Origin of the sequence: Acinetobacter sp. FDAARGOS_515, from assembly GCF_003938865.1 — a bacterium.
In the GTDB taxonomy this organism is placed as follows: Bacteria; Pseudomonadota; Gammaproteobacteria; order Pseudomonadales; family Moraxellaceae; genus Acinetobacter; species Acinetobacter ursingii.
The window spans coordinates 340477-366853 of record NZ_RKIX01000003.1 but is presented as its reverse complement, the minus strand read 5'-3'; the positions used below and the strand labels follow the sequence as shown (position 1 = coordinate 366853).

Sequence of the window (26377 nt, the reverse complement as noted above, 5' to 3'; positions counted from 1 at the left end):
GAAGCAAATAGTTTATAAGGATTTTAAAGTAAAAAAGTTGGCATATTTAAAAAAACTGCTTAATTTTTGGCTAATTAAGCAATTTTATCTCGATCGGAAAAATTAGTTTTTTACCAGACCGCCATCTACGATTAAATTTTGTCCTGTAATAGCACGTGACCACGGCGATAAGAACAGTAAAACAGCATCGGCAAATTCTTGTGGTGTGGTGGTACGTCTGAGCGGAGTCGATGCTGCAATTAAATCAAATACCGCATCAGGTGTTGCTTTACTGGCATCAGTCGTTTGGAGTAAACCACCTGAAAGCATGTTGATATTGATTCCATATTGACCGAGTTCATGCGCACTGGTACGTGTGAAAGCCAATAAAGCTGCTTTGGCAGCGGTATAGTCATGATAGGGCACTACAGGATTTTGTACCAGATTGGTTCCAATATTTACCACACGGCCGAACTGCGCTGCTTTCATATCCTCAAGTCCAGCCTGTAGGGTATTTATTGCGGCTTTTACAGCACCTTCAAATTGTTGCTGCATATCGTCCCAATTTAAGTTTTCAATATGCGGACGCGCTTCCCCATTAAATTCAAATTTGATTAATGCATTATTGACTACAGATGTAATTCCATTACCAAAATGATGTTTCGCGGCTTTAAACATTGCTAAAACCTGATCAGCTTGAGTGATATCTGCCTGATAGATCAAAACCTGATTTGGAAATTGTTGTTGCAAATCTTGTGCGGCGCTATGGCTATTGAGATAGTTGACTACAACACGAGCACCTTGTTTGAGTAAAGCTTGAGAAATGGCTAAACCTAGACCACGCGCTCCCCCTGTCACCAGCACAACTTGTTCTTGAATTTCCATGTCAAATCACTTTTTAGAGAGTACCAAGATGACTTAAGATTAGGAAAAACCCAGTCTGAAATCAAACCTATATTGTTTTAGGATTGATGATAAACAGAGTATATAGTTTGCAAAAGCATCATTTGCAAGTTATTGGTGCAATTTTTGCATTATAACAATACCCTTCATATTTCGTTATAAAAGGAATGCAATGAATCAACCACAGGACTTTACAGCCCAAAGGTCTAAAGCTTTGTGGTATGCCGAGTTGGAACTAGGATTTAAATATGATGGTCAACGCACCATTATGAGTCATCGTAAACATTATGGTCCTGTTCGGGTGCAAAAAATGCTGTGGCCTGAAAAGACAGGGGTGTGCCATGCCATTATTGTGCATCCACCTGCTGGAATTGCAGGGGGTGATCATTTAACGTTTCAAATTTCTACTCAAGAAAATGCCCATGCGGTAGTGACGACACCTGGGGCGGGGAAATGGTATAAAACCAACGGTAAACAGGCATTTCAACATATTCATTTACAGGTAAAAGACCATTCGATACTGGAATGGCTTCCTCAGGAAACCATGCTATTTGATGGTGCCAATGCCCATTCAGAAACCCGTATTCATCTGGGTCAAACTGCGAGTTTCATTGGTTGGGATATGTTGGTACTTGGTCGACAGGCCAGAGCTGAAACCTTTCAAACCGGCGCCTATGCCAATCAGTTTAAATTGTATCGTGAGCAGAAACTTTTAGTGGCAGATACATTGCGTTTTAAAGGTCAGGATCGTTGGTTATCTTCCTGTTTAGGCATGAACGGTTGTGCGGTCATGGGAAGTTTTTGGGCGGTGGCTCCTGAACAATACCGTGCAAGTTTTTATCTAGAACAACACATTGAATTGATCCGTGAATTGATGGTACGTATGAAAGTGCCTGTTAGATTAACATTACTGGACGATGTGATCTGTGCGCGTTTTTTAGGAGATGACGTGCGTGTGTGTCACGATGCATTTGCAGCTATTCGAGCCAGACTGCGCCGCTACTGGTTTAATCTGGATGAGGAATTTCCGCGTATTTGGCGCACTTGATATATGGCTTATTCAATACTGCTGATGAGTCGCATGACATATCAAGATCATTATCGCAAATTGTGCATATATTTTGCTTAAATTAAACCACCAAGATTAGGAAGAATTCATGGAACTTAATCCGACCGAAAAAGACAAAATGCTGATTTTTACTGCGGGATTGGTGGCAGAGCGCCGCAAAGCCCGTGGGTTGAAATTGAATTATCCAGAAGCGGTGGCTTTTATTTCAGCAGCTTTGCTTGAGGGTGCGCGCGATGGGATGAGTGTGGCTGAATTGATGCACTATGGCACCACACTGTTAACTAAAAATGATGTGATGGACGGTGTGCCTGAGATGATTGCCGAAGTACAGGTGGAAGCGACTTTCCCTGATGGTTCTAAATTAGTTACGGTTCATCAACCGATCGTATAACAATAATAAGGAGAACAAGATGATTCCTGGTGAAGTAATCACCCCTGACAGCGAAATCGAGTTAAATGTCGGACGCCAGACTTTAAAAGTCAGTGTCGCCAATACAGGTGACCGTCCGATACAGGTGGGTTCGCATTTTCATTTTGCTGAGGCCAATGATGCCTTGCAGTTTGATCGTGAGCAAACTAGGGGCTATCGATTGAATATCGCCGCAGGAACAGCGGTACGTTTTGAGCCAGGGCAAAGCCGTGATGTGGAACTGGTGGCATTGGCAGGGAAACGCGAAGTATATGGTTTTGCAGGTCGTGTGATGGGCGTATTGGATTAAAAAGATAAAATATTACAGAGAAACTTATTATGAAAATGTCACGTCGTGCATACGCTGAAATGTTTGGGCCAACGGTGGGTGATCGAGTTCGTTTAGCCGATACCGAACTATTTATTGAGGTTGAACAAGACTTAACCACCTATGGCGAAGAAGTCAAGTTCGGTGGCGGTAAAGTGATTCGTGATGGGATGGGCCAATCGCAAATGCTGGCTGATGCCGTTGCCGATACGGTCATTACCAATGTCCTCATTGTCGATTGGTGGGGCATTGTCAAAGCTGATGTGGGTCTTAAAAATGGCCGAATCTGGAAAATTGGTAAAGCAGGGAATCCTGATATTCAGCCAGATATTACCATTCCGCTTGGTGCAGCAACCGAAGTGATTGCAGGTGAAGGGCAGATTCTCACCGCAGGAGGTATCGACACCCACATCCACTGGATTTGCCCGCAACAAGTCGAAACAGCGTTGATGTCTGGTGTGACCACGATGGTCGGTGGCGGCACTGGCCCAGCAGCGGGAACATCGGCAACCACGGTCACACCAGGGCCGTGGCATATTGCGACCATGTTACAGGCGATTGATGATTTACCGATGAACATTGGATTGTTAGGTAAAGGCAACTTAAGTTTGCCCGATCCGATTCGAGAGCAAATTAAAGCAGGTGTGGTAGGACTCAAACTACATGAAGACTGGGGTTCAACGCCAGCAGCCATTGATAATTGCTTAAGTGTTGCAGATGAATTTGATGTACAGGTGGCGATTCATACTGACACTTTAAATGAAAGTGGTTTTCTAGAAGAAACGCTGGCGGCATTTAAAAATCGTACCATCCATACTTACCATACCGAGGGCGCGGGTGGTGGACATGCACCCGATATTTTAAAAGCGATTGGTCAGGCCAATGTTTTGCCATCTTCAACCAATCCGACTCGTCCCTATACCATCAATACTATCGATGAGCATCTGGATATGTTGATGGTGTGTCACCATCTTGATCCAGCAATTGCCGAAGACGTGGCATTTGCCGAGAGTCGGATTCGCCGTGAAACTATCGCTGCCGAAGATATTTTGCAGGATTTGGGTGCAATTGCGATGATGTCTTCTGACTCGCAAGCGATGGGACGTGTCGGTGAGGTGATTATTCGGACTTGGCAAACTGCGCATAAGATGAAAATTCAACGCGGTGCTTTAGAGGGCGATAATGCCACGCATGATAACAATCGGGTGAAACGCTATATTGCGAAATACACGATTAATCCTGCGATTACGCATGGCTTAAGTCATGAAGTCGGTTCGGTAGAAGAAGGTAAATTGGCAGATTTGGTACTGTGGAAACCCGCTTTTTTTGGGGTAAAACCGTCCATGATTATCAAAGGTGGCATGATTGCAGCAGCACCAATGGGTGATATTAATGCCTCCATTCCAACGCCACAGCCTGTACATTATCGTCCGATGTTTGGTGCTTATCCGCGTGGCGTGCATAACACCTGTATTACTTTTTTATCACAAGTCGCTATTGAAAATGGTGTGGCTGAAAAGTTAAAACTGAAGAAATTGATTAGCCCTTGTAAAAACACCCGTAATATCACCAAAGCGGATATGAAGCATAATACCTATTGCCCAGTGATGGATGTTCATCCTGAAACTTATGAGGTACGTGCAGATGGTGAGTTATTGACCTGTGAGCCTGCGGATGTGTTGCCGATGGCACAACGTTATTTCTTGTTTTGATGATTAAAAATAAGTACGAGGAATTGTATGAAAATCTACACCCAGCGTCTTGATGAAATTGCATCAGATCGAGCCTTTGAAACGGTTGAACTGAGCTTTGATACACGTCAAAAATCACGCTTTCGTGCCACTTTAAGCAACGGCACTGATATTGGTGCGGATTTGCCACGTACTGGCATTTTACGTAGTGGCTCTTTTATTGCCACAAATGAGGGTGAGGTGTTGCGTGTTGATGCTAAACCTGAACAACTGATGCAAGTGACTGCCAAGACTGATTTTGAATTGCTTAAAGCGGCTTATCATTTGGGTAACCGCCATGTGCCATTAATGCTTACTCCTTATGAGCTGTATTTTGAACCTGATCATGTACTGGCAGAAATGGTCGAAGGCTTAGGCTTGCATGTAAAACTGGTCGAACATGCGTTTGAACCTGAAAGTGGTGCATATGCACAACATGCCCATGATCATCGTTTAAGCCCAATCAAGTCTTTACATCATGTCCATTAATGCTGCGCAACTGCTTAAGCTATTGACTTTATCCTCAACGGCGTTACCTGTCGGTGCATATTGCTATTCGCAAGGTGTAGAAAGCGCGATTGAAATAGGACTAATTCAGGATGAGGCCAGCAGTATGGCGTATTTTGAAGAAGTCTTGGAAATGCTACTGGTTAGATTTGAACTGCCTGTGCTTAAGCGACTGGTGCAATCTTATGCCGATGATACAGAGTTTTTACATTGGGCAAATTTATATAAAGCCAGTCGTGAAAGCAAAGAGCTTTTAGCCGAATCGCAGCAGTTGGCATTTTCTTTAAATGCATGGATTAAAGATGTCCTGAAAATGCCCGTTGAGGTCAAAAAGCAATTTGGTTTTGTTCCTGTCTATGCACAACTCTGTGGTCGATTGGGTTTAAATGAAGCTGATGTTTTAACCGCATATAGCTTTAGTGTGTTGGAAAATCAGGTGTTGGCAGCGGTAAAAACTGTGCCTTTGGGGCAGATGAGTGGACAGCGCATTTTATGGCATTTGCATAGCCTTGTACCACAGGCAGTTGAGCAGGCTTTGGCATTACAGGATGATGAACTCAGCAGTGCTTTACCACGTTATGCCATGTTGAGTATGCAACATGAAACGCAGTATTCCAGATTATTTAGATCATAAATGTGGGGGATCTTAGATAGGTTTTTCATCATTATTTGGACTTTCTTTATTTTCTTCCTCAATGAGAATTAAGAAGGCCCAATGAAAGAAATCTAAGATGTTCTCCCAAAAAAATTTAACCCAGTTATAGCAATAGGAAATAATTATGACAGAACGTAGTCCTTTACGTATCGGTATCGGTGGGCCAGTCGGATCAGGTAAAACCGCTTTGACCTTAAACCTATGCCGTGCATTACGTGATAAATACAATATGGCCGTAGTGACCAATGATATTTATACCAAGGAAGATTCCAACTTTTTAACCCGTAATGAAGCCATGTCACCCGACCGTATTGTGGGTGTAGAAACAGGTGGCTGTCCGCATACTGCAATTCGTGAAGATGCTTCGATTAATCTGGCAGCTATTGATGATTTATGTGAAAAGTTTGATGGTTTGGAACTAATCATTATTGAAAGTGGTGGCGATAATCTGGCGGCGACCTTTAGTCCAGAACTCTCTGATTTGACTTTATACGTGATTGATGTTGGTGGTGGTGAAAAGATTCCACGTAAAGGCGGGCCGGGCATTACCAAGTCTGATTTGCTGATTATTAACAAAACCGATCTTGCACCGATGGTTGGGGCGAATCTGGATGTGATGGAGCAGGATGCCAAACGTATGCGTGGCGAAAAACCATTTTTATTTTCAAATATGAAAACTGAAGATGGTTTAAATCAGATCATCGAATTTATTGAAAAACAGGGCTTATTTAAAGCTTAAGGAGGCGCTATGCGCGCATTCAACAAACACGTGTTGGCTATGATTTTTGGCTTTTTACCAATGATGGCGATGGCACATCCCGGGCATGATCAGACGCATGTGGGTTTTTGGGAAGGTCTGATTCATCCATTTACGGGACTTGACCATCTGGTGATGGCGATTGGTTTTGGTGTTTTGCTCTGGACAGTTGCTAAACAATGGCGAGTCTTGGGGATATTGGGTTTAAGCCTAAGCTTGGTAGTTGGTTTTGTTTTAGGTGCCAATCAGATTGTGCCTGCAAATATGGCTGAATATGGCATTGTTGCTTCGCTGATAGTATTAGCCGTGGCGTTATGGAGCAAATCCTATCGTGTTTTACCCCTAGCTGCGGCATTAATGGCGAGTTTTCATGGTATGGCGCATGGTGTTGAGCTTGCGCCACAAGGTCATGTGGTCGGATTGGTATTAGGCATGATTTGTGGTATGGCAATCCTCTATGCGCTAGGACTTGGCTTGGGTGCATTGATCAATCGTTATGTGCCTTACGGTCGTAAGATCATGGCAGGATTGGCTGCGATTGTTGCTGTGATCGGCTTAACTTAGTCGTTTGTATTTATTCAAGTTTAAAGGTAGCGTATGCTACCTTTTTATTGGTTATTTTCATCAGATCATGAGTTTTCAGTACATCATTTTGGGGTTGTTGGTCGTCGGTGGAATCACATGCTTATCCAATGTTTACGCCTATGATTTTTTTGCAGAAAATAACCAAGAACAGATTGTTGACGACCAGCATCATCCTGAAAATACCGATCTGAATCAAATCCAAAAACATCTAGCTGAGCAGCACGATCAAGAAGAAAATGATTATGAAATCCTGAAAAACCCTTTTTATTCGAATGAACGGATCAACATTTATAATTACACTGCCTATAATACCGATGCCTTAAAAAATAAAATGATCAATGCTGGCTCAGAGCATATCAGTGCCCATGATTTATCCATTTCATTTGGTTATGGGATGACTTATAAAATTAATGCTGATCATAAAATCGGTTATGAATATATTTCAAGTTTTCCTTATGATCGTGGTCAATTGATTCGTATTTTCTGGATTTGGTCTTTTTAAGATTGTAGTTAAATTTATTTACCGTTTTAACAGAAGAGATATCGAACAAGTATACATTGCTTGTCTTTTCTTCAAATTCATCGATGCAGTTTCAGGCAGACTGATTGCAGTTTGAGAGGCAATGCGGTGACTGAGAATGAAAAAATTTCGTTCAATACTCTTGGTTATACTGAGTCTATTGGGATGTATATTGAGTGTTCCGATTCAGGCACAAAGCAGTTTGGCTAGTGCTAATTTATTGTCAATTCATCATATACAACATTGGAGCTTACAACCTCAACAGCAAAATGACGATGATGATGTACGTGAGCGCCGTGAAGAAGAAATAGTGCGCGATATACGACCCGTTCGGTTAGATCGTCCGTAAGCGTCCGCTGAACACACCTTATGAATTCGTCCTATAAGCCTTAATTTAGTCCTCACTTAAAAACAAGTGGGAACTTAAATTTATGACTACAAATAACCAGACATCCATCGCATCTCTTACGATAAAACGAAGAACATATAGTGCTGAATTTAAACAGCAGATCGTTCAGGCGTGTAAAGCATCGGAGGTTTCAATTGCTTCGGTCGCTTTGCAACATGGATTGAATACAAATCTTGTATCCAAATGGATTCGCTTAATTGATGCTAAGCTAGGGAATGATCGCTCACCACTACCGAATAAACCTGCATTTATTGCCTTATCTTGCTCTGCACCATTAGATCCTATTTCTACTGGCATGTTAACGGTTCAAATTACTTTACCCCACTCAAAAGCAAAAATTGGCTTGAAATGGCAAGTATCAGAAATATCTGCTTTAGCAGAATTACTCAAGGCACTTACAACATGATCCGTATCGATGAAATCTGGTTGTCTACCCAGCCCATGGATATGCGAGCAGGAATGGATACTGTCATGGCTCAGGTGGTGAGAGCCTTTGGCTACATTAAACCGCATTGTGCTTACCTGTTCTGTAATAAACGTGGCCATCGCATGAAAGTGCTGGTACATGATGGACTGGGCATCTGGCTGTGTGCTCGGCGGTTGGAACAGGGAAAATTTCACTGGGCTAAAGTTCATCAGGGTGAAACCCTGGCACTCAGTCCAGAACAGTTACAGGCACTGATCCAGGGTTTGCCTTGGCAGCGCATTGGACGACAGCAAGTGGTCACAATGCTCTAAACTAGCTTGGTCCAAGTTGCTATTCTCCAAACGTTCTATTTCATTCTTCTCATGACCTCAGGCATACTGCGGTCATGAATACACTGCCTGATTTAAGCCAACTGACCCATGAACAACTGCTGGAATTTACTAGACAGTTGGCAATGCAACATCAGTCTCTAGCACAATCAAACCAGCAATTAGATGCCAAAGTTCAGCATCTTGAAGTATCCAATCTGCAATTAGATGCCAAAGTTCAGCATCTTTCCATTCTCAATCAAAAATACGAGCATGAACTTGCGCTGTTTAAAAAGCACAAATTCAACAGTAAAAACGAACATCTCACCGCAAAACAAATCCATCTGTGGGATGAAGCGGTCGAAGAAGATATTGCCGCTGTTGATCTGGAACTGGAACGGCTGAATGCAGATAAAACTGATGCAGCGACACACAAAGCCACAGTCAACAAACCTAAACGTCGACTGCTGCCCGATCATCTACACACCATCCGTATCGAGCATGAACCAACATCAACCCAATGTGCTTGTGGCTGCACCTTGCGTCGTATCGGCGAAGATATCAGTGAAAAACTACATTTCAGACCGGCACAGTTCTATAAGGAACAGCATGTGCGTGGTAAATGGGTCTGTGATCAGTGTGACACTCTGACTCAGCAAGCGATGCCCGCCTATGTGATTGATAAAGGCATTGCTTCACCTGAATTGCTCAGCCATGTGCTGGTATCGAAGTATGCCGATCATTTGCCGCTGTACCGTCAGCGCCTGATCTATCAGCGGGCTGGCATTGATCTGTCCAGATCCACTTTATCTGACTGGATAGGTCGCTGCGGTGTAGAACTGGAACCTCTGGCCAATGCCTTAAAAGAGGTGGTGCTGCAACAGCAGGTGCTGCATGCAGATGAAACACCAGTCACCATTATGCGGATGGGTGATGATGAGAAAAAACCGAAGAAAGGTTATGTCTGGGCCTATGCCACTACACAGTACAATCCAGTTCAGGCAGTGATCTATGACTTTCAAGATAGTCGTTCAGGCCAGCATGCTGAAGAGTTCTTGAAAGGCTGGCAGGGCTATCTGGTCTGTGATGATTACAGTGGTTATAAAGCACGCTTTAAATCAGGCCAGGTCATTGAGGTGGGCTGCATGGCCCATGCACGTCGTAAATTCCATGAACTGCATGTGACCGGGAAAAGTCAGGTCGCTGAACAGGCATTGGTGCTGATTCAGAAACTGTATGCGATAGAAGCAGAACTCAGGAAAAAGACCGATGGTACGGCAGAACAGCGCCGCGAATACCGACAACAGCATAGTCAACCGGTGATGCAACAACTGTATGAATGGCTTAACCAACATCAACTGACTGTGCCATCGAGTTCTCCAACCGCCAAGGCCATCAATTACACTCTGAAGCGTTGGCCAGCTTTAAGCCGCTATCTGGATGATGGCAATCTACCTATAGATAATAATTGGGTGGAAAACCAGATGCGACCTTGGGCGTTGGGACGTAAGAATTGGCTATTTGCAGGTTCGCTGCGCAGCGGTCAGCGAGCAGCCAATATCATGACATTAATCCAGTCAGCAAAGCTGAATGGGCTGGATCCGTATGCCTATTTAAGTGATGTTCTGAAAAGGTTGCCGACACATAAAGTGACCCAAATAGAAGAATTACTGCCACACCGCTGGAAATCCAACTCAAATTAAAAAATAGGCATGGGATTCAGCGGACGCTTACGATCGTCCACAATAAATTAAATGTTAAATCACAGTTGAAATTACTAAAAACGTACCTGAGGCAAATAATAAAGACAGCACGATATGCTTAAATTGTTTTTCTGAAACTTTATAAAATAGCTGTGAACCCAAGATTGCAGGAATGGTGACGCTGATCATTAATATCATAATATACGGCCATTGATTGAGCTGTACCGTTCCCTGAAATATATAAACTGCAAAAGTAAAAAGCTGAATCGCAAAATTAAAATGCCTGAGAATGTATCGTTGTTCAATTTTATTTAAACCCTTGAGCATCACCCATGCAGAGGGTAAAGATCCACAAAAACCACCGAGTCCACCCAATACACCACCCAAAAAGCCAATTACGGCATCAGTTTTTTTGCCTAAACGTTTTAATGACTTAAATTCTGGAGCTAAGTACATGATAGGGCACCAGATCAGCAAAAAAACACCTAAAATCAGTTTAAATGTTTCCGCATTGATCTGATGTAAAAGATAACTTCCTAAAGGAACACCAATTAAACCTGCGATGATATAAGGAATAACCAGAGAGATAGCAAGCTGATGTGGACGTTCCTTACTTAGCGCAATGATATGACACCAAAGGGAAGCAAATACCACCAATGGAGCAGCGAGTTGAGGTGGCAAAGCCCATACCCAAAAAGACATGGCGACCAGTGCAAAGGCAAAACCTGTCAGGCCCTGAATAAAACCTGCAATACACGCACCGACTAAAAACAATGACCATGATTGCATAGCTGTTTTATCTCATTTTCTATTTCTATAAGAATAAATTATGTTTTTTGGAAAAGTCCTGCGCGAACGGTGCCTGCTTTAGTGGATTTAACTAATTGCCATGAAGCGGGAAGTTGTAGCTGACGAAGATCACGGTCCGCCTCGACATAAATATAGGCCTGATCTTTTAATAGCCGATCTATCAAAATAGAAAGTTCTTGCCAGAGTTCCAGCGCATAGGGTGGATCAAGAAAGACCACATCAAACTGTTGATTGAGCTTGGGTAAGATGTACTGTGCAGTCGCTACTTTTAATTCACAATGCTGTGCATTGAGAAGCTGAATATTTTGTTTGAGTATTTTAGCCTGAGTTGAATCAGGTTCAATCATCAAAACAGAACTCGCGCCGCGCGACAAAGCTTCAAATGCTAATGCACCTGAACCTGTACAGACATCTAAAACCGTAGCATTTGGAATATCCCACATTAACCAGTTAAAGAGCGTTTCACGGACGCGATCTGGTGTAGGGCGTAATCCATTTATACTCGCAAAAGGTAATACACGACGTTTCCATTCACCGCCAATAATTCTGAGCTGATTTTTCATTATTCAGTCACCTCAGCGTTATTGACAACAGGTGTAGGTGTTGGCACGGATGCCGCTGGTGATGGTTGCTCAGGCTTTTTCTTGTTTGGATTGGCATTTGGATCTGCTTCAAGTAATGCACCACTTGGAAGTTCACCCGGCTTAATGCCAGCGGTCATTAAACCGCCACTGATTTGATGATTTGCGGGACGAATCTGCTCTTTTTTACGATTGACCAACCAATAATCAAACACAGGCTTGGCAAGTTGCGCAGCTGAACCACCGTGACGACCATTTTCCCACACCACAGCAATGGCAATTTCAGGATTCTCAGCAGGGGCAAACCCAACAAATAAACCATGATCCAGTTGGCGCTGTGTCAGTATCGATTCGTTATAACGTTTACCCTGTGCAATACTCTTAACCTGAGCTGTACCTGTTTTTCCTGCAATTTGATAAAGCGGTGTACGAATCCCACGACCTGTACCTGATTGCACGACATCAATCATGGCATCGCGCATGTTGAGCCAGTCTTGTTCGGTACCGTTAAAATTAATCTTTCCATCAGGCGCATTATGAACTTCATATTTTTTTGCACCACGTGTGGCACGTAATACATGCGGCGTGACATGCGCACCATGATTGGCGGTAATTGCAGTTGCCATCGCTAACTGAAGTGGGGTCGCTGTAAATGCCCCCTGACCAATACTGACGGAAATGGTTTCGCCTTTTAGCCATTTGCTTTTTCGAGTGCGTAGCTTCCATTCAGGACTTGGGTATAAACCAGTACTTTCGCTGGGTAAATCAACCCCAGTTTTTTCACCGAAACCAAATTGGCGCATCCAGTCATTCATACGCTCGATGCCCATTTGGTAGGACAGTACATAAAAATAGGTATCGCACGATTGAATAATGGCTTTGTGCATATTCACTACACCATGACCTGTTTTTTTCCAGTCACGGAATTTATGCGAATCGCCAGGAAGATGGAAATAACCCGGATCATTAATGGTGGTTGCCCAATCGACTAAACCATAGTGAATGCCACCCATCGCTTCCATGGGCTTAATGGTGGATCCCGGTGGATAAGCACCTTGAACTGCACGGTTATAGAGGGGCTGATCCAGATTATCACGTAGAGCACTATAATCTGTACTGCTAATGCCTGTAACAAAGAGGTTAGGATTGAAACTTGGACTTGACACCAGTGCCAGAATTTCACCAGTACGCGGATCGATTGCCACAATTGCACCACGTTTATCTGCCAGTTGTTCGGCAGCAACCACTTGTAAACCATAATCTATAGATAAATATAAATCATTGCCACGAGTCGATTCTTTGCGACCTAAATGTCTGAGTACATTACCATGAGCATCGGCTTCGATCGATTCATAACCGGGAGTTCCATGTAGCAAATCTTCGTAGGTTTTTTCTACCCCGATTTTTCCAATCAGGTTGGTTCCTGCGTAAATATCACTATTAATTGATTTTAATTCTTTGTCATTAATTCGTCCGACATAACCAATCACGTGCGCAAATAAATCGCCATGTGGATAATAGCGCGTCATTTGCGTTTCAATGCGCACCCCGGGGAATTTGTATTTCACTTCACTGAATTTGGCGATATCAGTTTCAGTCAGATTCAGCTTAATTGAAACCCGTTCAGTTTTACGTGCAGTTTTGATACGCGACTTAAAGCGGTCTACATCTTCTTGGGAAAGATTTAAAATGGGGATCAGTTGTGCAACTGTACCATCCATATCTTCAATATCTGCTTTACTTAGCGTTGCCGTAAATACAGGGTAATTATCTGCGAGCAAAACGCCATTGCGGTCATAAATATATCCCCGCGCCGGTGCAAGAGGCTGTAAGCGGATACGGTTTTTATCAGAAGCCGTTGAAAACTCATCGTAATGTACAATTTGCAAATAAGCATAACGACTTAAGAGCAATAACAAACAGCAGCAAACCAGTCCAATGGCAAAAAAGATTCGCCCTCGATAAATGCGCTTTTCTTGCTGATTATCTTTTAAAGGAAAGTGCTGTTTCATACCTAACTGACTTGACAAAGCAGACCACAAAAATAGCCGACAAGTTTAACCCATTCGTCGTCAGAATTTTGGATATTTTTAAATTATTCACGAAATAAATTTAGTGACGTTTTTTGACCTTGTAGACATTAAAATTGTAATGTGCTGTATATAAGAACGAAAATAATTCTGTTAAAGTCACCAAACGGATGAGCGGAATCCCCTAAATCAGATAATTAGGGACACATGGAGAAAATAATGAAAAAAATATATCCCTTGGTCATGCTTCTTGCACTTAGTCAGTTTTCCTTTGCCGATGACAGTCGTTTTAAACCTGAAGCAAAACTTACCGAGGGAAGTGCATCAACATGGAATGCAGGTGCTGGCTTTACACAAAAGCTAGTCCATCTAAATGGTGAATGGGTCAATCCTTATGGCATTGCCTATGCAAAACTGGGTGCTTATCTCAATAATGACCATAATGTGGGTGGACAGATTGGATTTAGATATCCTTACTATCTGACTGGCGTGAACAAAAATGGTTATTATTTTGGCGTTTATGCAGGGTCAATCGAAAGCAAAGAAATTGATGGTGATGATAAAACCCGTTTAGGTGGCGGTGTTGATCTTGCTTACGTCTGGTTGGATAAAGAACGAATTAGTACCTTTAGTGTCGGTATTGGCACTGGAGAGAAGTTAAAGAATGCCAATGGTGATGTGGTGGCTGATATCGAACCTAAATTACAAGTTTCCTATACCTTAAGTATTGGTTTGTAGTGTTTAATCATAGCTTTAAAAAATGTAAAAGCCCATAAAGTAGAACGAAATATGAGAGTAATGGATGTTAGATTACGTCAGTGAATTATGGCAAACCTTTTTGAACCGACCTGATCATCTGGCGGTCTTGAGTATTATCCCTGTAACTGCATTTGTGACGTGGGCGCACGTGTGGATGGCTTTAAAAATGGTGTTTTACCCAATTACTTTTTGGGGCTTTCATCTAGGGCCGATACCCGTAGGTTGGCAAGGCATTGTTCCACGCAAAGCGGGGCGTATTTCTGGCATTATTACCGATAATACTTTATCCAAATTAGGTTCGTTACGTGAATTTCTGGAAGCAATGGATCCAGAAGATATGGCAAGAATCATTGGTGAACAGGTGGGATTTGAACTTGAGCATCTGATTGATGAAGTCATGATTGATCGTAATGCTGTACTTTGGGAAAACCTGCCTTATTCGATTAAACGTCGTATCTATGCTCAAGCACATAAACAATTACCAGGTGTATTAAAAGAATTAGTGACTGAGCTGACCATGAACGTCGAGTCACTTGTGAATATGCGGGAAATGGTGGTCAGCCAGATGGAGGGTGACCGTCGTTTAATGGTACGTATGTTCCTAAAAGTCGGTCAAAAAGAAATCAATTTTATCTGGCATATTAGTGCCTTGATTGGGATGTTTTTTGGTGTGTTCCAAATGCTGGTCTGGTTTCTGGTACCGTGGCACTGGACGGTACCTTTCTGGGCTGCAATCTGGGGCTTTTTAACCAACTGGATCGCGATCTGGATGGTGTTTAACCCAATAGAACCGCACTACGTACGCTATCCACAGTTTTTCCGTTTAACCCAAGATCGTAAGTTTCCATGGATTGTTCCCATCCTGCCGCGCATTGGCACCTACAATGTTCAGGGTGCTTTCATGAAGCGTCAGGAAGAAGTCTCGGATGTCTTTGCCAGTGTCGTGACAGAAGATCTGATTACACTCAAATCCATCATGACTGAAATGATGTATGGCCCTAAGAAGGACAAAACCCGTCGAATTGTCAAGCGGCATATTAATGAAATTATGGAAACTCCATTGGTAAGAACTTCATTACAACTTTCCTTGGGGCCGCGTGAATATGCTAAACTTAAGACAGACTTGATTGATCGATCAATTGAAATTACGATGGTGCCTGTATGCGACCCTGCGTTTAATGCAAGCCGCGCACAGAAAATATTTCAAATGTTTCGAGATCGTATTCGTGAACTAACACCGAAAGAGTTTCAAAATCTATTGCGCCCTGCCTTTCAGGAAGATGAGTGGATTTTGATTGTGTTAGGTGGGGTCACAGGTTTTGTTGCTGGTACGATCCACTTATTTGTTGCTTTCTTATAATTTAATTAGATGTTGGTAGGTATGGTCTATACAACCATAGTCCAAGACATTCTGAAAATTGTTCTTAATGAGGATTTTTTGTTATGCGCATTATTTTACTCGGACCACCTGGAGCAGGTAAAGGTACTCAGGCTCAGTTGATCTGTAAGCGCTACGATATCCCACAAATTTCAACCGGTGATATGCTCCGTGCTGCAATTCGTGAAGGTACTGAACTCGGCCTTAAAGCTAAAAGTGTAATGGAATCTGGTGGTTTGGTATCAGATGAATTAATTATTGGCTTAGTAAAAGAGCGCATTGCACAACCTGATTGTGCGAATGGCTGTATCTTTGATGGTTTCCCGCGCACTATTCCACAGGCAGAAGCTTTGGAAAGTGCAGGCATTACCATTGATCACGTGATTGAAATTGCGGTACCTGATGAAGAGATTGTAAAACGTTTATCTGGACGTCGTCAGCATCCTGCATCTGGTCGTGTTTATCATATTGAATATAATCCACCAAAAGTGGACGGTAAAGATGACGTGACAGGTGAAGATTTAGTTCAACGTGCCGATGATCAGGAAGAAACCATTCGTAAACGTTTGGCTGATTATCATACTTTGACTGAGTTGTTGGTTGGTTTTTACGAAGAGCGTGCAGCTTCAGGCGAAAATGCACCGACTTATGACAAACTGGATGGTTTACGTAAAATCGAAGACGTACAACAAGATTTGTTTGCAATTTTAGACCAAACCCAATAAGTCTGATTATTCGTTTTGGAAGAGCTCTGTTATGATAGGGCTCTTTTTGTTTTTTTAGGTCGATAATTTTGAAAATCGCTTTAGCACTTTTGGTGATTTTAAGCTTAATTGGACTCAGTTATTTAGTCTATATCAGCTATAAAATGCTGCGACGTGTCCAACAGCAGGAAGCACAGGAAAAATTACCAAGTCCGTCTGTGCAAAAAGATCATTTGCGATCCCCTCAAAACAAACAAACCAAATAAGTCTTATGGCTTCATAGCACTGTTTTTGGCGGCGCCAAATTCAAACCGCTCAGGCCAGTTGCAGACATCTGACACCACACACTCATTACATTTAGGCTTACGAGCTATACAGCAATAACGACCGTGTAAGATTAACCAGTGATGCGCATCGACTATAAATTCTTTAGGAATCACCTTAATCAATCGATGCTCTACTTCAAGTACATTTTTTCCAACGGCCAAACCTGTGCGATTGCCAACGCGAAAGATGTGGGTATCAACTGCCATTGTAGGCTGACCAAAAGCTGTATTTAAGACGACATTTGCGGTTTTACGTCCAACACCAGGCAGTGCTTCTAATTCAGCTCGTGTTTGAGGAACTTCGCCTTGATGTTTTTCCAGTAAAATTTGACAGGTCTTAATCACATTTTCAGCTTTGGCATTATATAAACCAATGGTTTTAATATAGTGCTTCAGCCCCTCAACGCCTAATGCATAAATTTGTGCGGGGGTATTGGCAACAGGATAGAGTTTATCGGTGGCTTTATTGACACTAACATCTGTCGCTTGTGCCGAGAGCATCACTGCAATGAGCAATTCAAAAGAGGAAGAATAGTTTAGTTCCGTTTGCGGATGTGGTCGTTGCTCACGTAAACGTTCAAAAAAGGTTTGAATCTGCTTTTTTGTCATGTTCTTCACTGGCATTTAAAGCTCCTGAATTTCATCTAAGCGTTGTTGCAATTGATCCAATTGCTGCTGTTTTACTGGATCTGGGCGGACGCTGAGTTGTTTTTCCAGCTTTTTGATTTGAGTGCGTAGTTTTGCTAGTTCGATCGTGGTTTTGGCATCTAATGTGGGAGGTGTTTTTGCCTGATCTTCAATTAATTTAATCACAGGTACTTCTTCAACAGCACTGGAAAACTGAGCAAAAAGTTCAGTATCAATTTCAGCACGAACAATAGGTCCTTTACGGGTTAAACGTTGCTGCTCTTCGCGTTGAATATGTGCATAGTAACGTTGTCGTAGATCGTTTTGCTCTTGTTGTCTCTGGATATCTGTTAATAAGGGCTGAGTATCTTCAACCAGATCGATACAATCGACTGGGCACGGTGGAATACAGAGTTCGCAACCTGTACATAAGTCACTGAGGACACTATGCATGAGTTTTCCACTGCCAATGATCGCATCTACAGGGCAGGCATTAATACATTTGGTGCAGCCGATACATTCATCTTCACGAATAATCGCTTTCATGCGTTGCGGACGCCCGTCTGCCTGAATGGGCCAGATACTGGCTTCTGCTTGCAATCGAGGGCGTTTTAGTTGCATCGCAAGCGCATCTGCGACAGGCTGTCCGCCTGGAATACATTTATTGGCATCCTCACCTTCTACAATGGACTTTGCATAAGGTAAACATCCATCACGATGTCCACATAAACCACACTGGGTTTGGGGCAAAAGGGCATCGACTTCGCGGATTAGCGTAATAGCAGCATTCATGGATTTGGCAAACTAAAGAAAAAGATAAAATAGGTGCAGTAAATGTGGTGTACAAACCAGCGCAATATTTTAGCATGAAATATAGGTGAGTATATTGATCTATTTTAGCGCCATAAATGCACTAAAATAATTCAAATTTATTTTGGAGTGATGTGGCTTAAAGTTTAATTCCAACCATAATGCTTTGAATTAAAATATTTTAATAATTTATAAAATAAAGATTGAGATTATTTTATAAACATTATTTAATCAGTTGCTCTAAAATTTATCATCTTTTGAGAAATTTGCACAATATTGAATCATTTATTACTGAGGATGAAGCGTTGAAATATACTAGCCTTAACGACTTCCTAAATGCCGTAAAAGTACGGGATCCACACCAACCAGAATTCTTGCAAGCTGTAGAAGAAGTCATGATGAGTGTGTGGCCATTTATTGAAAAAAATCCAGAATATGCAAATTATGCTTTGTTAGAACGTTTAATTGAGCCTGAACGTGCCATCCAGTTTCGTGTGGCTTGGATGGATGATCAGGGACAAACGCAAGTTAACCGTGCTTTTCGTGTGCAATATAATTCTGCGATTGGACCTTTTAAAGGCGGTATGCGTTTTCATCCTTCGGTGAATTTATCTATCTTAAAATTTTTGGGTTTTGAGCAGACATTCAAAAATGCATTAACCACACTTCCAATGGGAGGCGGCAAAGGCGGTTCAGATTTTGATCCTAAAGGAAAATCTGAAGGTGAAATTATGCGTTTTTGTCAGGCACTCATGATTGAGCTTTATCGTCATTTGGGGTCAGATACCGATATCCCTGCGGGTGATATTGGGGTTGGTGGCCGTGAAGTCGGTTATATGGCAGGCATGATGAAAAAGCTGAGTAATAACACCTCATCTGTATTTACAGGCAAAGGTGTTTCTTTTGGCGGAAGTTTGATGCGTCCTGAAGCAACAGGTTATGGCACGGTCTATTTTGCAGAAGAAATGTTAAAAACTCAGGGCACACATTTTCAGGGTAAAACGGTTGCGATTTCAGGATCAGGTAATGTTGCGCAGTTCGCTGCCGAAAAAGCCATGTTCTTAGGGGCAAAAGTAGTGACGTTGTCTGATTCTAACGGCACAGTTTATCTAAAAAATGGCTTTAATGATGAGTTGCTTGCTGAAGTCATGCAACTCAAAAATATAAAGCGTGGTCGTATTTCTGAGTTTGCGTCTAAACATGGTTTTGAATATTTTGAAGGAAAAACACCGTGGCATATTCCAGTCGATATTGCTTTGCCATGTGCCACTCAAAATGAATTAAATGCTGAGGATGCCGTGACTCTCATTCAAAATGGGGTCATCTGTGTGGCAGAAGGCGCAAATATGCCTTCAACACTGGGAGCCGTGGAAAAATTTATCCAAGCTAAAATTTTATATGCCCCGGGTAAGGCCTCAAATGCGGGTGGCGTTGCAACCTCAGGCTTAGAGATGTCGCAAAATGCGATTCGTCTATCGTGGTCACATGCCGAAGTTGATGAGCGTTTACATCTAATTATGAAAGATATTCATGCCAACTGTGTCAAGTATGGAACCAGAGAAGATGGTTCAGTGAATTATGTAGATGGCGCCAACATTGCAGGTTTTGTAAAAGTGGCGGATGCCATGCTGGCACAAGGTGTCTTTTAAAATAATCCACATATTTTAAATGAAAAATCCGATGCAAAGTGAAGTGCATCGGATTTTTTGAATCCATTATGGATTTATGGTTTCTTTACGATTTCTTGTTCAACGGTCATATCATGCACATAAGCATATTTTGACTGATCAGCCGCAGGGTTTTTGCGTTCGTAACGTTTAACACGAATAATCACACGTTGATCATCACGGTGCTGATAGCCTTCGATCTGATCATAAAATAAAGTCCAATCTTTATCGACTTGAGTTTTAATGCCTTTGTTGTCGTATTTAATTTCACGAACCTGTAAGCAGGTTTGTGGACCTACGCCAGTACATTGTTTGGTTTCTGGAGAAATTTCCAAGAAAATAATTTCACCTTGAGACTGATATTTAGTCTCAGGCGTCATGCTGCCTTCAAACTCATATTTCTGACCATTCGATGCAATAATGGTTAAGCGTGGCTGTTCAACCGATGCAGTATTGAGTTCAAATTTATTCTGTTGATCGTTAAATAAGTTGCTTGAGAATTGCTCATTCTTCATCAGTGCAGGTTCACAGGCTTTCATGGTTGAAACAAGCGAGGAAGTGATCAATTGGTGATTTTCGACTTTCCAAGAGCCACCTTGATTATTACAGCCTGTAATAATATTCAGACGATTTTCTGAGAAATTTAACTGAATTGGGCGAGGCGTACCTTCAGGCTGGTAGCTCCAAGTATAAGCACTCAAAATTTTATTTGCGTTCATTTGTTTTTCTGCATTCACAGTGACAGGAGCAGATTTCTGATGTACAGATTGACATGCCACAATTGAAAAAGGTAAAAGAGCAAGGATTAAGTATTTGATTTTCATGCAAGTGTACAATATTTACTTTAACAGATTGTATGTTAATGGATTATTGGGGAAATAAAATAAGGACAATGAAGGCTTTCAGTTTCAGATTGTATCTATTTTGCAACAATGACTACACCGAGTATCCTGTCAAATTCATCAAGATTTAAGAAAGAGGAATGAGAGTTCTATTCGTCAAAGTTAGTCAAACCGATAAATATCCATGCCTAGCGCTCCCATAGAAAAACTACTATGTACAATCGAAAAACGATTGCCTGTTCCCATCGCAAAAAATAAAGGAGCAAAATGTTCCAGAGTGGGATGATTACGTTCAACATATGGAATATCTGGCCAATTCAGCACAGTATCATAATCTTGATGAGTCAGTTTATTGACCACATAATTACGAAAAGAGGAAGCCCATTCGGGAACATGTTGAGCATTTCCATCCCATGATAATTCTGCCAAATTATGGGTGATGCTGCCTGAACCAATTAAGAGAATTTGGCGTTCGCGTAACGGAGCAAGGACTTTGCCAATTTGATAAATTTCATCTGCATTCATGTTCATCGGCAATGAAATTTCAATGACGGGTATATCCGCCTCAGGATACATATGCAATAACGGCATCCAAACTCCATGATCACGTGGTCGGGTGCTATTGGCATGAGCAGGAATGTGTTGTTCGGCCAGTAATTTTAAAATTTCCTCAGCCAGTTCTGGTTGACCTGGCGCAGGGTAATGAATTTGATAGAGTTCTTTGGGAAAGCCACGAAAATCATGCCATGTTTGTGGACGCATTGAAGTACTGATTTCCAGAGACTGACTTTCCCAGTGTGCAGACATGATGATAATCGCTTGAGGTTTAGGTAAATTAAAACTCAAACGGTGTAAAGCTGGCCCGATTTGTTCAGGATCCAGTGCAAGCATAGGTGAACCATGAGAGATAAATAGCCCGGGAAGTGTTTGTAAATTCATGCTGTTTACCTCATACAAATATCAATTGATCTTGCCAAACATATAACGTTTTAGTTTGATAATTTTGTCTCAAACGATGCATCAAGCGCGATGATAAGGATGATTGTGGTTGATGCTCATGGCTCGATAAAGTTGCTCAATTAATAAAATCCGAACCATCGGGTGTGGCATCGTGAGCTTAGATAAAGACCAATGCCAAGCAGCAGCTTGACGGACTCGATCAGATAATCCATCTGGACCACCAATGGCTAAAGCTACATCATTGCCTTCCAGCATCCATGACTTCATCGTCTCTGCAAGTTTTTCTGTGCTTAGCTCACGTCCGCCAACTTCCAGTGCAATTAGAGTTTCATTCGGTTTGAGTGCATTCAGAATACTTTCACCTTCAATCTGGCAATATTTTAAAATATCGGCTTCTGAATCATTTTTTCCACGTTTTGCCATTGGTAGCTCAATCACTTGAGTCTGCACAAAAGGTTGGATACGTTTGAAATAATCTTCAAAACCCGTGAGTACCCAAGCTGGCATTTTCTGACCAATCGTGAGGATGCGAATTTTCATAATATGGCTCGATGCACAATGCGAACAAATCTAAGTATAACGAGGATCTTAGCGGGCTTCATGTCGATTGTAATTCTATCTATTTGAATGATTAAGCCTTAGACAAAAAACTAAGTACATTAAAAAAACGCAGCCCACAAAAAGCGTGAAGGGGCTGCGGTTAAAAGGTCATCTGTCTGGAGAATCAGATGACCAGACTAAATTCAACAAGTGAAAATGATGAATTGTTACTTTTATTATGGGGTTAATTGATCAATTTTCAACCTAATAAATGTAAAAAAGAGAGCCTGAGCTCACTGCTGTCCCACAAATATCACAAGAAGAACCTCAATTGAGGTTCTTCTTGTTTTCGCCATTTTTTATCAGGCACAAAGAGTGACCTTAAAAGTTTCCTTTCAAATAAATTGACCTGAATAATTCTCAGTAAACGCTGAACACTCCATCCTTCTTGTGCCATGTGTTTAGCGAAGTTCACCAGCAAATAGGCAATTAATGCAATCCATATTTGCGTTTGTATCGCATTGCGGCTTCGACCTAGAAATGACTTCAGTTTTAAATTCTGCTTGATGGCTTTAAAGAATAACTCAATCTTCCAGCGATCTTTATAAATTGCAGCAATGGTGGATGCTGCCAGATGAAAGTTGTTGCTCAGAAATTCGAATGTTCTTTTCTTATCTGTATCATAAAACTCTATACGTCTTAATAATTCAGGTGCGCCTCTTTTCTTGGCATGCGCACTGCTCAATTCAATACATTCATCCGCAATAATCCCTTTAGTCTCTAATACGCTGCGGCTTGATTTAACTTGATAAACTGTCTTTGGGCGTAGCCGGGTTACAAAGCTGACGTTCTGAAGTGTCAACTGAGCAAACCATTGATAATCAACATATCCTTTATCAAAGACGATAATGCTGCCAGCAGGAAATTTAAATGCTCTGCCTTGCACCATATCATTTTCAATACCATCCCCAAGCGCTACAAATTCAGGAATGGTATTGCTGTGATTTAAGCCAACACTGAGTTTAATACTGGCTTTGGATTCATGCACTTTTGCCCATGCGCACAATGACAGTGAAAGATCAATATGACTGGCATCTAGTGAATACAGCGGATTTTTGAATCTAAATTTATGTGCAGTTTTAGAGTTTTCACAGCGCTGAAGCAGCTGTGTGAACAATTGCTGATACAGGCTGGCGGGCTGTTCTTCGTTGAGTCTTGCTAAGGTGCTTCGCGCAATTCTCTTCGCGCCAAGATGATAGAGCTTTTCCTGCTGGGATTCGAGATTGGATTGAATGTCTCTTAAGCTTTGCCGACAAGAAAGTTGGGACATCAATATGGCAACAAACTGATCCCAGCGGGTGGCTGATCTTAATTTTTGCCCAGAGTGGTGCAGTTTAGCCAGACGTTCAAAATCTTGTCTTAGAATGGGTTTGAGTAATTGATGAAATACGGTATTCTGATGTGACAAAACCTGAATCCTTGTAGTTGAAGTGTTTGTTCGCACTTATATTTTAACTACTTTGGACTCAGGTTTTTTTATTTAAGTTTAACTATGGGACAGCAGTGGCCTGAGCTCTCTTTTTGATTGACATAGTATGAGATTAATGACGTGCAGCTTTTGACTCTTCAACTGGTTTTACGATCGGCGTTTTTGCCAATGGTTTGGGTTGTTCAGTTAAAGCTAGCGGCAGAATCTCATCGATGCTTTTCACGGCTTTAATTTCCAGACCTTCTTTGACATTATCTGGAATTTCAGCCAGATCACGCACGTTATCTTGCGGAATAAATACCAACTTAATTCCGCCACGGTGTGCTGCCAAAAGTTTTTCTTTCAAGCCACCAATACGCAGTGCATTACCACGTAAAGACGTTTCACCTGTCATGGCAATATCAGCGCGGATTGGAATCCCAGTAAATGCAGAAACCAATGCGGTTGTTAATGCCAATCCAGCAGAAGGGCCATCTTTTGGTGTCGCACCTTCAGGCAAGTGAACATGGACATCAGTTTCTTCAAAACGAGACGCTTCGATTCCCAGTTCATCTGCACGAGTACGAACCACGGTCATTGCAGCGGTAATCGATTCTTTCATTACATCACCAAGCGAACCTGTAGTAATGAATTTACCTTTACCTTTAACTGCTGCCACTTCAATGGTCAATAACTCACCACCGACCGAAGTCCAAGCCAAACCATTAACGCGACCGACTTGAGCTTCATCTTCAGCCATACCATAGTCAAATTTATGCGCACCTAAGTAATCTGGCAGATTTTCACCTGTGACATCAATGTGCAAGTTTTTCGACTTCTTGCTCACCGCTTCTTTTACCACTTTACGTGCAATTTTAGAAACTTCACGCTCTAAACTACGCACACCCGCTTCACGTGTGTAGCGACGTACAATATCGCGAATCGCTTCTTCATGAACGGTCAATTCACTGCTACGTAAGCCATTGTCTTTAATTGCTTTAGGAACGAGGTAACGTTCAGCAATATTAACTTTCTCTTCCTCGGTATAACCCGGTAAGCGAATGACTTCCATACGATCCAGTAGGGCTTCTGGAATATTCATGCTGTTCGCTGTACAGATAAACATCACTTCTGACAAGTCCAAATCAAGATCAAGATAGTGATCGTTAAACTTGCTGTTTTGTGATGGATCTAGAACTTCGAGCAGGGCAGAAGCAGGATCACCACGATAATCCTGTGCCATCTTGTCAATTTCGTCGAGCAAGAATAATGGATTCTTCACGCCGACTTTGGTCAATGACTGCACAATTTTACCCGGCATCGCACCAATATAAGTACGACGGTGACCACGAATCTCAGCTTCGTCACGTACACCACCCAAAGCCATACGCACAAACTCACGACCAGTAGCTTTTGCGATAGACTCGCCCAGTGAGGTTTTACCTACACCTGGAGGGCCAACTAAACACAAAATTGGACCACGAAGTTTTTTCACACGAGACTGAACTGCCAGATATTCCACAATACGATCTTTGACATCATCTAAACCATAGTGATCCGCATCCAGTATTTCCTGTGCTTTTTTCAGGTTAATACTGACTTTGCTAGCAGTATTCCACGGGGTATCCAGAATCACTTCAAGATAATTACGAACCACAGCCGCTTCGCTCGAAGCTGGTTGCATTGCTTTTAACTTGCGAAACTCCGCTTCGGCTTTTTTACGAACATGCTCAGGTAAATCTGCTTCAACCAGACGTTTTTCAATTTCAGCAACGTCATCTTCAGCACCGCCATTCATATCGGAAAGCTCACGCTGAATCACTTTCATTTTTTCATTGAGAAAGTATTCGCGCTGGTTTTTTTCCATTTGGCGTTTTACATTGTCATGTAAGGTTTGCTCGATTTGTTGTTCAGCAGATTGTTGAGTTAAATAGGTCGTTAGCTCTTGCAAATGTGCTTCAAATTCATCATGTTCCAGAAATTTCTGTTTTACATCGATATTTAAAGGCACACGAGTCGCGACAAAAAACATGAGTTGTAATAAGTCGTCGATTTTATTTGCAGCCGTCACCAGTTCACGGGCATTACGTAATTTTGCTTCTGCGTATTGAGCAAATAAAGTACGTAACTCCTGCAAACGAGTTTCCTGATCTTGTTTGTCCATATTAACCGTCATCGGACTTAATTGATGTTCGGCCGTTAGATGGCTATCTTCATCAATAATTTTGGTTAATTTTGAACGGTAAAGACCTTCGATTAAGACCTTAATACAGTTTTCATCATTTTCGTGATTCACAACTTGCACAATCTTCGCGACAGTACCGTATTGATAAAGGTTGTCGTGATCAATTTCTTCAGTAAGAGAATCTTTTTGTGCAACTACAAATACTAAATTGTCACTGTTACGAGCCACATCCACTGCATTGATCGATTTTTCACGACCCACGAATAGCGCAATTTGCATGTGTGGATAAACCACAACATCACGCAACGCTAAAAGCGGTAATACACTTGGAACCTGAGGCTCTAAGGTTTCTACATTCATAATATTTTCAGACATGGGCACTCCTAATGAGTGACAACGAT

At 41.9% G+C, this 26377-nt stretch carries 29 protein-coding genes; 18 read left to right on the top strand and 11 right to left on the bottom strand.

The annotated features are described in order from the left end of the window. Positions 1 to 102 precede the first annotated feature (102 nt). Entirely contained in the window at positions 103 to 864 is a 762-nt protein-coding gene (locus EGS47_RS03210; protein ID WP_005003085.1) for a 3-oxoacyl-ACP reductase, read from the bottom strand. Positions 865 to 1054: 190 nt separating this feature from the next. Between EGS47_RS03210 and EGS47_RS03205 the strand changes: the two genes are divergently transcribed. The 13 genes from EGS47_RS03205 to tnpC all read left to right on the top strand — a co-directional run bounded on the left by EGS47_RS03205 (position 1055) and on the right by tnpC (position 10289). Then, positions 1055 to 1930, top strand: coding sequence for an urease accessory protein UreD (locus tag EGS47_RS03205; protein WP_005003086.1), 876 nt, complete (start codon positions 1055 to 1057; stop codon positions 1928 to 1930). 109 nt (positions 1931 to 2039) lie between these two features. Then, positions 2040 to 2342 (top strand): urease subunit gamma, encoded by a 303-nt coding sequence (gene ureA, locus EGS47_RS03200; RefSeq protein WP_004996355.1) that lies wholly within the window; start codon positions 2040 to 2042, stop codon positions 2340 to 2342. Positions 2343 to 2361: 19 nt separating this feature from the next. Further along, positions 2362 to 2670 carry an urease subunit beta gene (locus EGS47_RS03195; RefSeq protein ID WP_005003087.1) on the top strand — a complete coding sequence of 103 codons (309 nt, stop codon included), beginning with the start codon at positions 2362 to 2364 and terminating at the stop codon, positions 2668 to 2670. 29 nt (positions 2671 to 2699) lie between these two features. Continuing rightward, complete coding sequence (gene ureC / locus EGS47_RS03190) at positions 2700 to 4400, top strand: urease subunit alpha (RefSeq protein WP_005003088.1); 1701 nt, start codon at positions 2700 to 2702, stop codon at positions 4398 to 4400. Between the two features lie 27 nt (positions 4401 to 4427). Continuing rightward, entirely contained in the window at positions 4428 to 4907 is a 480-nt protein-coding gene (ureE, locus tag EGS47_RS03185) for an urease accessory protein UreE (RefSeq protein WP_005003090.1), read from the top strand. Continuing rightward, entirely contained in the window at positions 4897 to 5559 is a 663-nt protein-coding gene (locus EGS47_RS03180) for an urease accessory protein UreF (RefSeq protein WP_005003093.1), read from the top strand. Before ureE ends, EGS47_RS03180 begins: the two co-directional genes overlap by 11 nt. 145 nt (positions 5560 to 5704) lie before the next feature. Further along, positions 5705 to 6319: an urease accessory protein UreG gene (gene ureG / locus EGS47_RS03175; protein ID WP_004996365.1), complete on the top strand. Its 615-nt coding sequence runs from the start codon at positions 5705 to 5707 to the stop codon at positions 6317 to 6319. Between the two features lie 9 nt (positions 6320 to 6328). Beyond that, on the top strand, positions 6329 to 6901 hold the full coding sequence (locus tag EGS47_RS03170) for a HupE/UreJ family protein (RefSeq protein ID WP_005003095.1): 573 nt from the start codon (positions 6329 to 6331) through the stop codon (positions 6899 to 6901). A gap of 67 nt (positions 6902 to 6968) precedes the next feature. After that, on the top strand, positions 6969 to 7424 hold the full coding sequence (locus tag EGS47_RS03165) for a hypothetical protein (protein WP_005003097.1): 456 nt from the start codon (positions 6969 to 6971) through the stop codon (positions 7422 to 7424). Between the two features lie 136 nt (positions 7425 to 7560). After that, the gene (locus tag EGS47_RS03160) at positions 7561 to 7791 is read left to right on the top strand and encodes a hypothetical protein (protein ID WP_125269179.1); all 231 of its coding nucleotides are present in this window, start codon (positions 7561 to 7563) and stop codon (positions 7789 to 7791) included. Positions 7792 to 7873: 82 nt separating this feature from the next. After that, positions 7874 to 8257, top strand: a complete 384-nt coding sequence (gene tnpA / locus EGS47_RS03155) for an IS66-like element accessory protein TnpA (RefSeq protein WP_125269178.1) — start codon at positions 7874 to 7876, stop codon at positions 8255 to 8257. Next, positions 8254 to 8589: an IS66 family insertion sequence element accessory protein TnpB gene (gene tnpB / locus EGS47_RS03150; RefSeq protein WP_171455410.1), complete on the top strand. Its 336-nt coding sequence runs from the start codon at positions 8254 to 8256 to the stop codon at positions 8587 to 8589. The genes tnpA and tnpB overlap by 4 nt, the downstream gene beginning before the upstream one ends. Before the next feature lie 74 nt (positions 8590 to 8663). Beyond that, on the top strand, positions 8664 to 10289 hold the full coding sequence (gene tnpC / locus EGS47_RS03145; protein ID WP_125269176.1) for an IS66 family transposase: 1626 nt from the start codon (positions 8664 to 8666) through the stop codon (positions 10287 to 10289). Between the two features lie 54 nt (positions 10290 to 10343). On the opposite strand, the gene EGS47_RS03140 is transcribed toward tnpC, so the two are convergent. The 3 genes from EGS47_RS03140 to mrdA are packed head-to-tail and all read right to left on the bottom strand — an operon-like array spanning position 10344 to position 13692. Then, positions 10344 to 11078: a sulfite exporter TauE/SafE family protein gene (locus EGS47_RS03140; RefSeq protein WP_005003100.1), complete on the bottom strand. Its 735-nt coding sequence runs from the start codon at positions 11076 to 11078 to the stop codon at positions 10344 to 10346. 38 nt (positions 11079 to 11116) lie between these two features. After that, positions 11117 to 11662, bottom strand: a complete 546-nt coding sequence (gene rsmD / locus EGS47_RS03135) for a 16S rRNA (guanine(966)-N(2))-methyltransferase RsmD (RefSeq protein WP_005003104.1) — start codon at positions 11660 to 11662, stop codon at positions 11117 to 11119. Beyond that, a complete protein-coding gene (gene mrdA / locus EGS47_RS03130; protein ID WP_005003106.1) occupies positions 11662 to 13692 on the bottom strand; it encodes a penicillin-binding protein 2 in 2031 nt (676 codons plus the stop codon). Before mrdA ends, rsmD begins: the two co-directional genes overlap by 1 nt. 237 nt (positions 13693 to 13929) lie before the next feature. Here mrdA and EGS47_RS03125 point away from each other — a divergent pair, with 237 nt between their 5' ends. The 4 genes from EGS47_RS03125 to EGS47_RS18345 all read left to right on the top strand — a co-directional run bounded on the left by EGS47_RS03125 (position 13930) and on the right by EGS47_RS18345 (position 16817). Further along, positions 13930 to 14448, top strand: a complete 519-nt coding sequence (locus EGS47_RS03125; RefSeq protein ID WP_005003108.1) for a hypothetical protein — start codon at positions 13930 to 13932, stop codon at positions 14446 to 14448. Between the two features lie 64 nt (positions 14449 to 14512). Further along, entirely contained in the window at positions 14513 to 15829 is a 1317-nt protein-coding gene (locus EGS47_RS03120) for a hypothetical protein (RefSeq protein ID WP_004990497.1), read from the top strand. A gap of 83 nt (positions 15830 to 15912) precedes the next feature. Beyond that, positions 15913 to 16572, top strand: a complete 660-nt coding sequence (adk, locus tag EGS47_RS03115; protein WP_005003109.1) for an adenylate kinase — start codon at positions 15913 to 15915, stop codon at positions 16570 to 16572. Between the two features lie 68 nt (positions 16573 to 16640). Beyond that, positions 16641 to 16817: a hypothetical protein gene (locus tag EGS47_RS18345; RefSeq protein WP_171455409.1), complete on the top strand. Its 177-nt coding sequence runs from the start codon at positions 16641 to 16643 to the stop codon at positions 16815 to 16817. A gap of 3 nt (positions 16818 to 16820) precedes the next feature. On the opposite strand, the gene nth is transcribed toward EGS47_RS18345, so the two are convergent. Continuing rightward, a complete protein-coding gene (gene nth, locus EGS47_RS03110) occupies positions 16821 to 17501 on the bottom strand; it encodes an endonuclease III (protein ID WP_125269175.1) in 681 nt (226 codons plus the stop codon). Next, entirely contained in the window at positions 17502 to 18296 is a 795-nt protein-coding gene (locus tag EGS47_RS03105) for an RnfABCDGE type electron transport complex subunit B (protein ID WP_125269174.1), read from the bottom strand. It lies immediately after the preceding gene. Positions 18297 to 18559: 263 nt separating this feature from the next. On the opposite strand from EGS47_RS03105, the gene gdhA reads away from it, so the two are divergent. Beyond that, the gene (gene gdhA / locus EGS47_RS03100; RefSeq protein ID WP_227613859.1) at positions 18560 to 19963 is read left to right on the top strand and encodes an NADP-specific glutamate dehydrogenase; all 1404 of its coding nucleotides are present in this window, start codon (positions 18560 to 18562) and stop codon (positions 19961 to 19963) included. A gap of 74 nt (positions 19964 to 20037) precedes the next feature. Here gdhA and EGS47_RS03095 read toward each other — a convergent pair whose 3' ends face one another. The 5 genes from EGS47_RS03095 to lon form a co-directional block, all read right to left on the bottom strand. Beyond that, positions 20038 to 20805 carry an META and DUF4377 domain-containing protein gene (locus tag EGS47_RS03095; RefSeq protein ID WP_125269173.1) on the bottom strand — a complete coding sequence of 256 codons (768 nt, stop codon included), beginning with the start codon at positions 20803 to 20805 and terminating at the stop codon, positions 20038 to 20040. Between the two features lie 180 nt (positions 20806 to 20985). Then, complete coding sequence (locus EGS47_RS03090) at positions 20986 to 21762, bottom strand: DODA-type extradiol aromatic ring-opening family dioxygenase (RefSeq protein WP_125269172.1); 777 nt, start codon at positions 21760 to 21762, stop codon at positions 20986 to 20988. Between the two features lie 81 nt (positions 21763 to 21843). Next, positions 21844 to 22323: a 23S rRNA (pseudouridine(1915)-N(3))-methyltransferase RlmH gene (rlmH, locus tag EGS47_RS03085; protein ID WP_125269171.1), complete on the bottom strand. Its 480-nt coding sequence runs from the start codon at positions 22321 to 22323 to the stop codon at positions 21844 to 21846. A 313-nt stretch (positions 22324 to 22636) separates the two neighbouring features. After that, entirely contained in the window at positions 22637 to 23791 is a 1155-nt protein-coding gene (locus EGS47_RS03080) for an IS4 family transposase (RefSeq protein WP_005003123.1), read from the bottom strand. A 133-nt stretch (positions 23792 to 23924) separates the two neighbouring features. Next, complete coding sequence (lon, locus tag EGS47_RS03075; protein ID WP_119686532.1) at positions 23925 to 26351, bottom strand: endopeptidase La; 2427 nt, start codon at positions 26349 to 26351, stop codon at positions 23925 to 23927. Between the last annotated feature and the right edge of the window lie 26 nt (positions 26352 to 26377).

Excerpts from the sequence above, each read along its gene's own strand:
- EGS47_RS03095 (WP_125269173.1), bottom strand. The coding sequence starts at position 20,805 with ATGAAAATCAAATACTTAATCCTTGCTCTTTTACCTTTTTCAATTGTG.
- EGS47_RS03180 (WP_005003093.1), top strand. The coding sequence starts at position 4,897 with ATGTCCATTAATGCTGCGCAACTGCTTAAGCTATTGACTTTATCCTCA.
- tnpA (WP_125269178.1), top strand. The coding sequence starts at position 7,874 with ATGACTACAAATAACCAGACATCCATCGCATCTCTTACGATAAAACGA.
- nth (WP_125269175.1), bottom strand. The coding sequence starts at position 17,501 with ATGCCAGTGAAGAACATGACAAAAAAGCAGATTCAAACCTTTTTTGAA.
- EGS47_RS03210 (WP_005003085.1), bottom strand. The coding sequence starts at position 864 with ATGGAAATTCAAGAACAAGTTGTGCTGGTGACAGGGGGAGCGCGTGGT.
- EGS47_RS03120 (WP_004990497.1), top strand. The coding sequence starts at position 14,513 with ATGTTAGATTACGTCAGTGAATTATGGCAAACCTTTTTGAACCGACCT.
- tnpB (WP_171455410.1), top strand. The coding sequence starts at position 8,254 with ATGATCCGTATCGATGAAATCTGGTTGTCTACCCAGCCCATGGATATG.
- adk (WP_005003109.1), top strand. The coding sequence starts at position 15,913 with ATGCGCATTATTTTACTCGGACCACCTGGAGCAGGTAAAGGTACTCAG.
- rlmH (WP_125269171.1), bottom strand. The coding sequence starts at position 22,323 with ATGAAAATTCGCATCCTCACGATTGGTCAGAAAATGCCAGCTTGGGTA.
- EGS47_RS03160 (WP_125269179.1), top strand. The coding sequence starts at position 7,561 with ATGAAAAAATTTCGTTCAATACTCTTGGTTATACTGAGTCTATTGGGA.
- ureE (WP_005003090.1), top strand. The coding sequence starts at position 4,428 with ATGAAAATCTACACCCAGCGTCTTGATGAAATTGCATCAGATCGAGCC.
- EGS47_RS03140 (WP_005003100.1), bottom strand. The coding sequence starts at position 11,078 with ATGCAATCATGGTCATTGTTTTTAGTCGGTGCGTGTATTGCAGGTTTT.
- EGS47_RS03125 (WP_005003108.1), top strand. The coding sequence starts at position 13,930 with ATGAAAAAAATATATCCCTTGGTCATGCTTCTTGCACTTAGTCAGTTT.
- ureG (WP_004996365.1), top strand. The coding sequence starts at position 5,705 with ATGACAGAACGTAGTCCTTTACGTATCGGTATCGGTGGGCCAGTCGGA.
- EGS47_RS03105 (WP_125269174.1), bottom strand. The coding sequence starts at position 18,296 with ATGAATGCTGCTATTACGCTAATCCGCGAAGTCGATGCCCTTTTGCCC.
- tnpC (WP_125269176.1), top strand. The coding sequence starts at position 8,664 with ATGAATACACTGCCTGATTTAAGCCAACTGACCCATGAACAACTGCTG.
- ureA (WP_004996355.1), top strand. The coding sequence starts at position 2,040 with ATGGAACTTAATCCGACCGAAAAAGACAAAATGCTGATTTTTACTGCG.
- ureC (WP_005003088.1), top strand. The coding sequence starts at position 2,700 with ATGAAAATGTCACGTCGTGCATACGCTGAAATGTTTGGGCCAACGGTG.
- EGS47_RS03170 (WP_005003095.1), top strand. The coding sequence starts at position 6,329 with ATGCGCGCATTCAACAAACACGTGTTGGCTATGATTTTTGGCTTTTTA.
- EGS47_RS03205 (WP_005003086.1), top strand. The coding sequence starts at position 1,055 with ATGAATCAACCACAGGACTTTACAGCCCAAAGGTCTAAAGCTTTGTGG.
- rsmD (WP_005003104.1), bottom strand. The coding sequence starts at position 11,662 with ATGAAAAATCAGCTCAGAATTATTGGCGGTGAATGGAAACGTCGTGTA.
- EGS47_RS03090 (WP_125269172.1), bottom strand. The coding sequence starts at position 21,762 with ATGAATTTACAAACACTTCCCGGGCTATTTATCTCTCATGGTTCACCT.
- EGS47_RS03165 (WP_005003097.1), top strand. The coding sequence starts at position 6,969 with ATGAGTTTTCAGTACATCATTTTGGGGTTGTTGGTCGTCGGTGGAATC.
- EGS47_RS03195 (WP_005003087.1), top strand. The coding sequence starts at position 2,362 with ATGATTCCTGGTGAAGTAATCACCCCTGACAGCGAAATCGAGTTAAAT.
- lon (WP_119686532.1), bottom strand. The coding sequence starts at position 26,351 with ATGTCTGAAAATATTATGAATGTAGAAACCTTAGAGCCTCAGGTTCCA.
- mrdA (WP_005003106.1), bottom strand. The coding sequence starts at position 13,692 with ATGAAACAGCACTTTCCTTTAAAAGATAATCAGCAAGAAAAGCGCATT.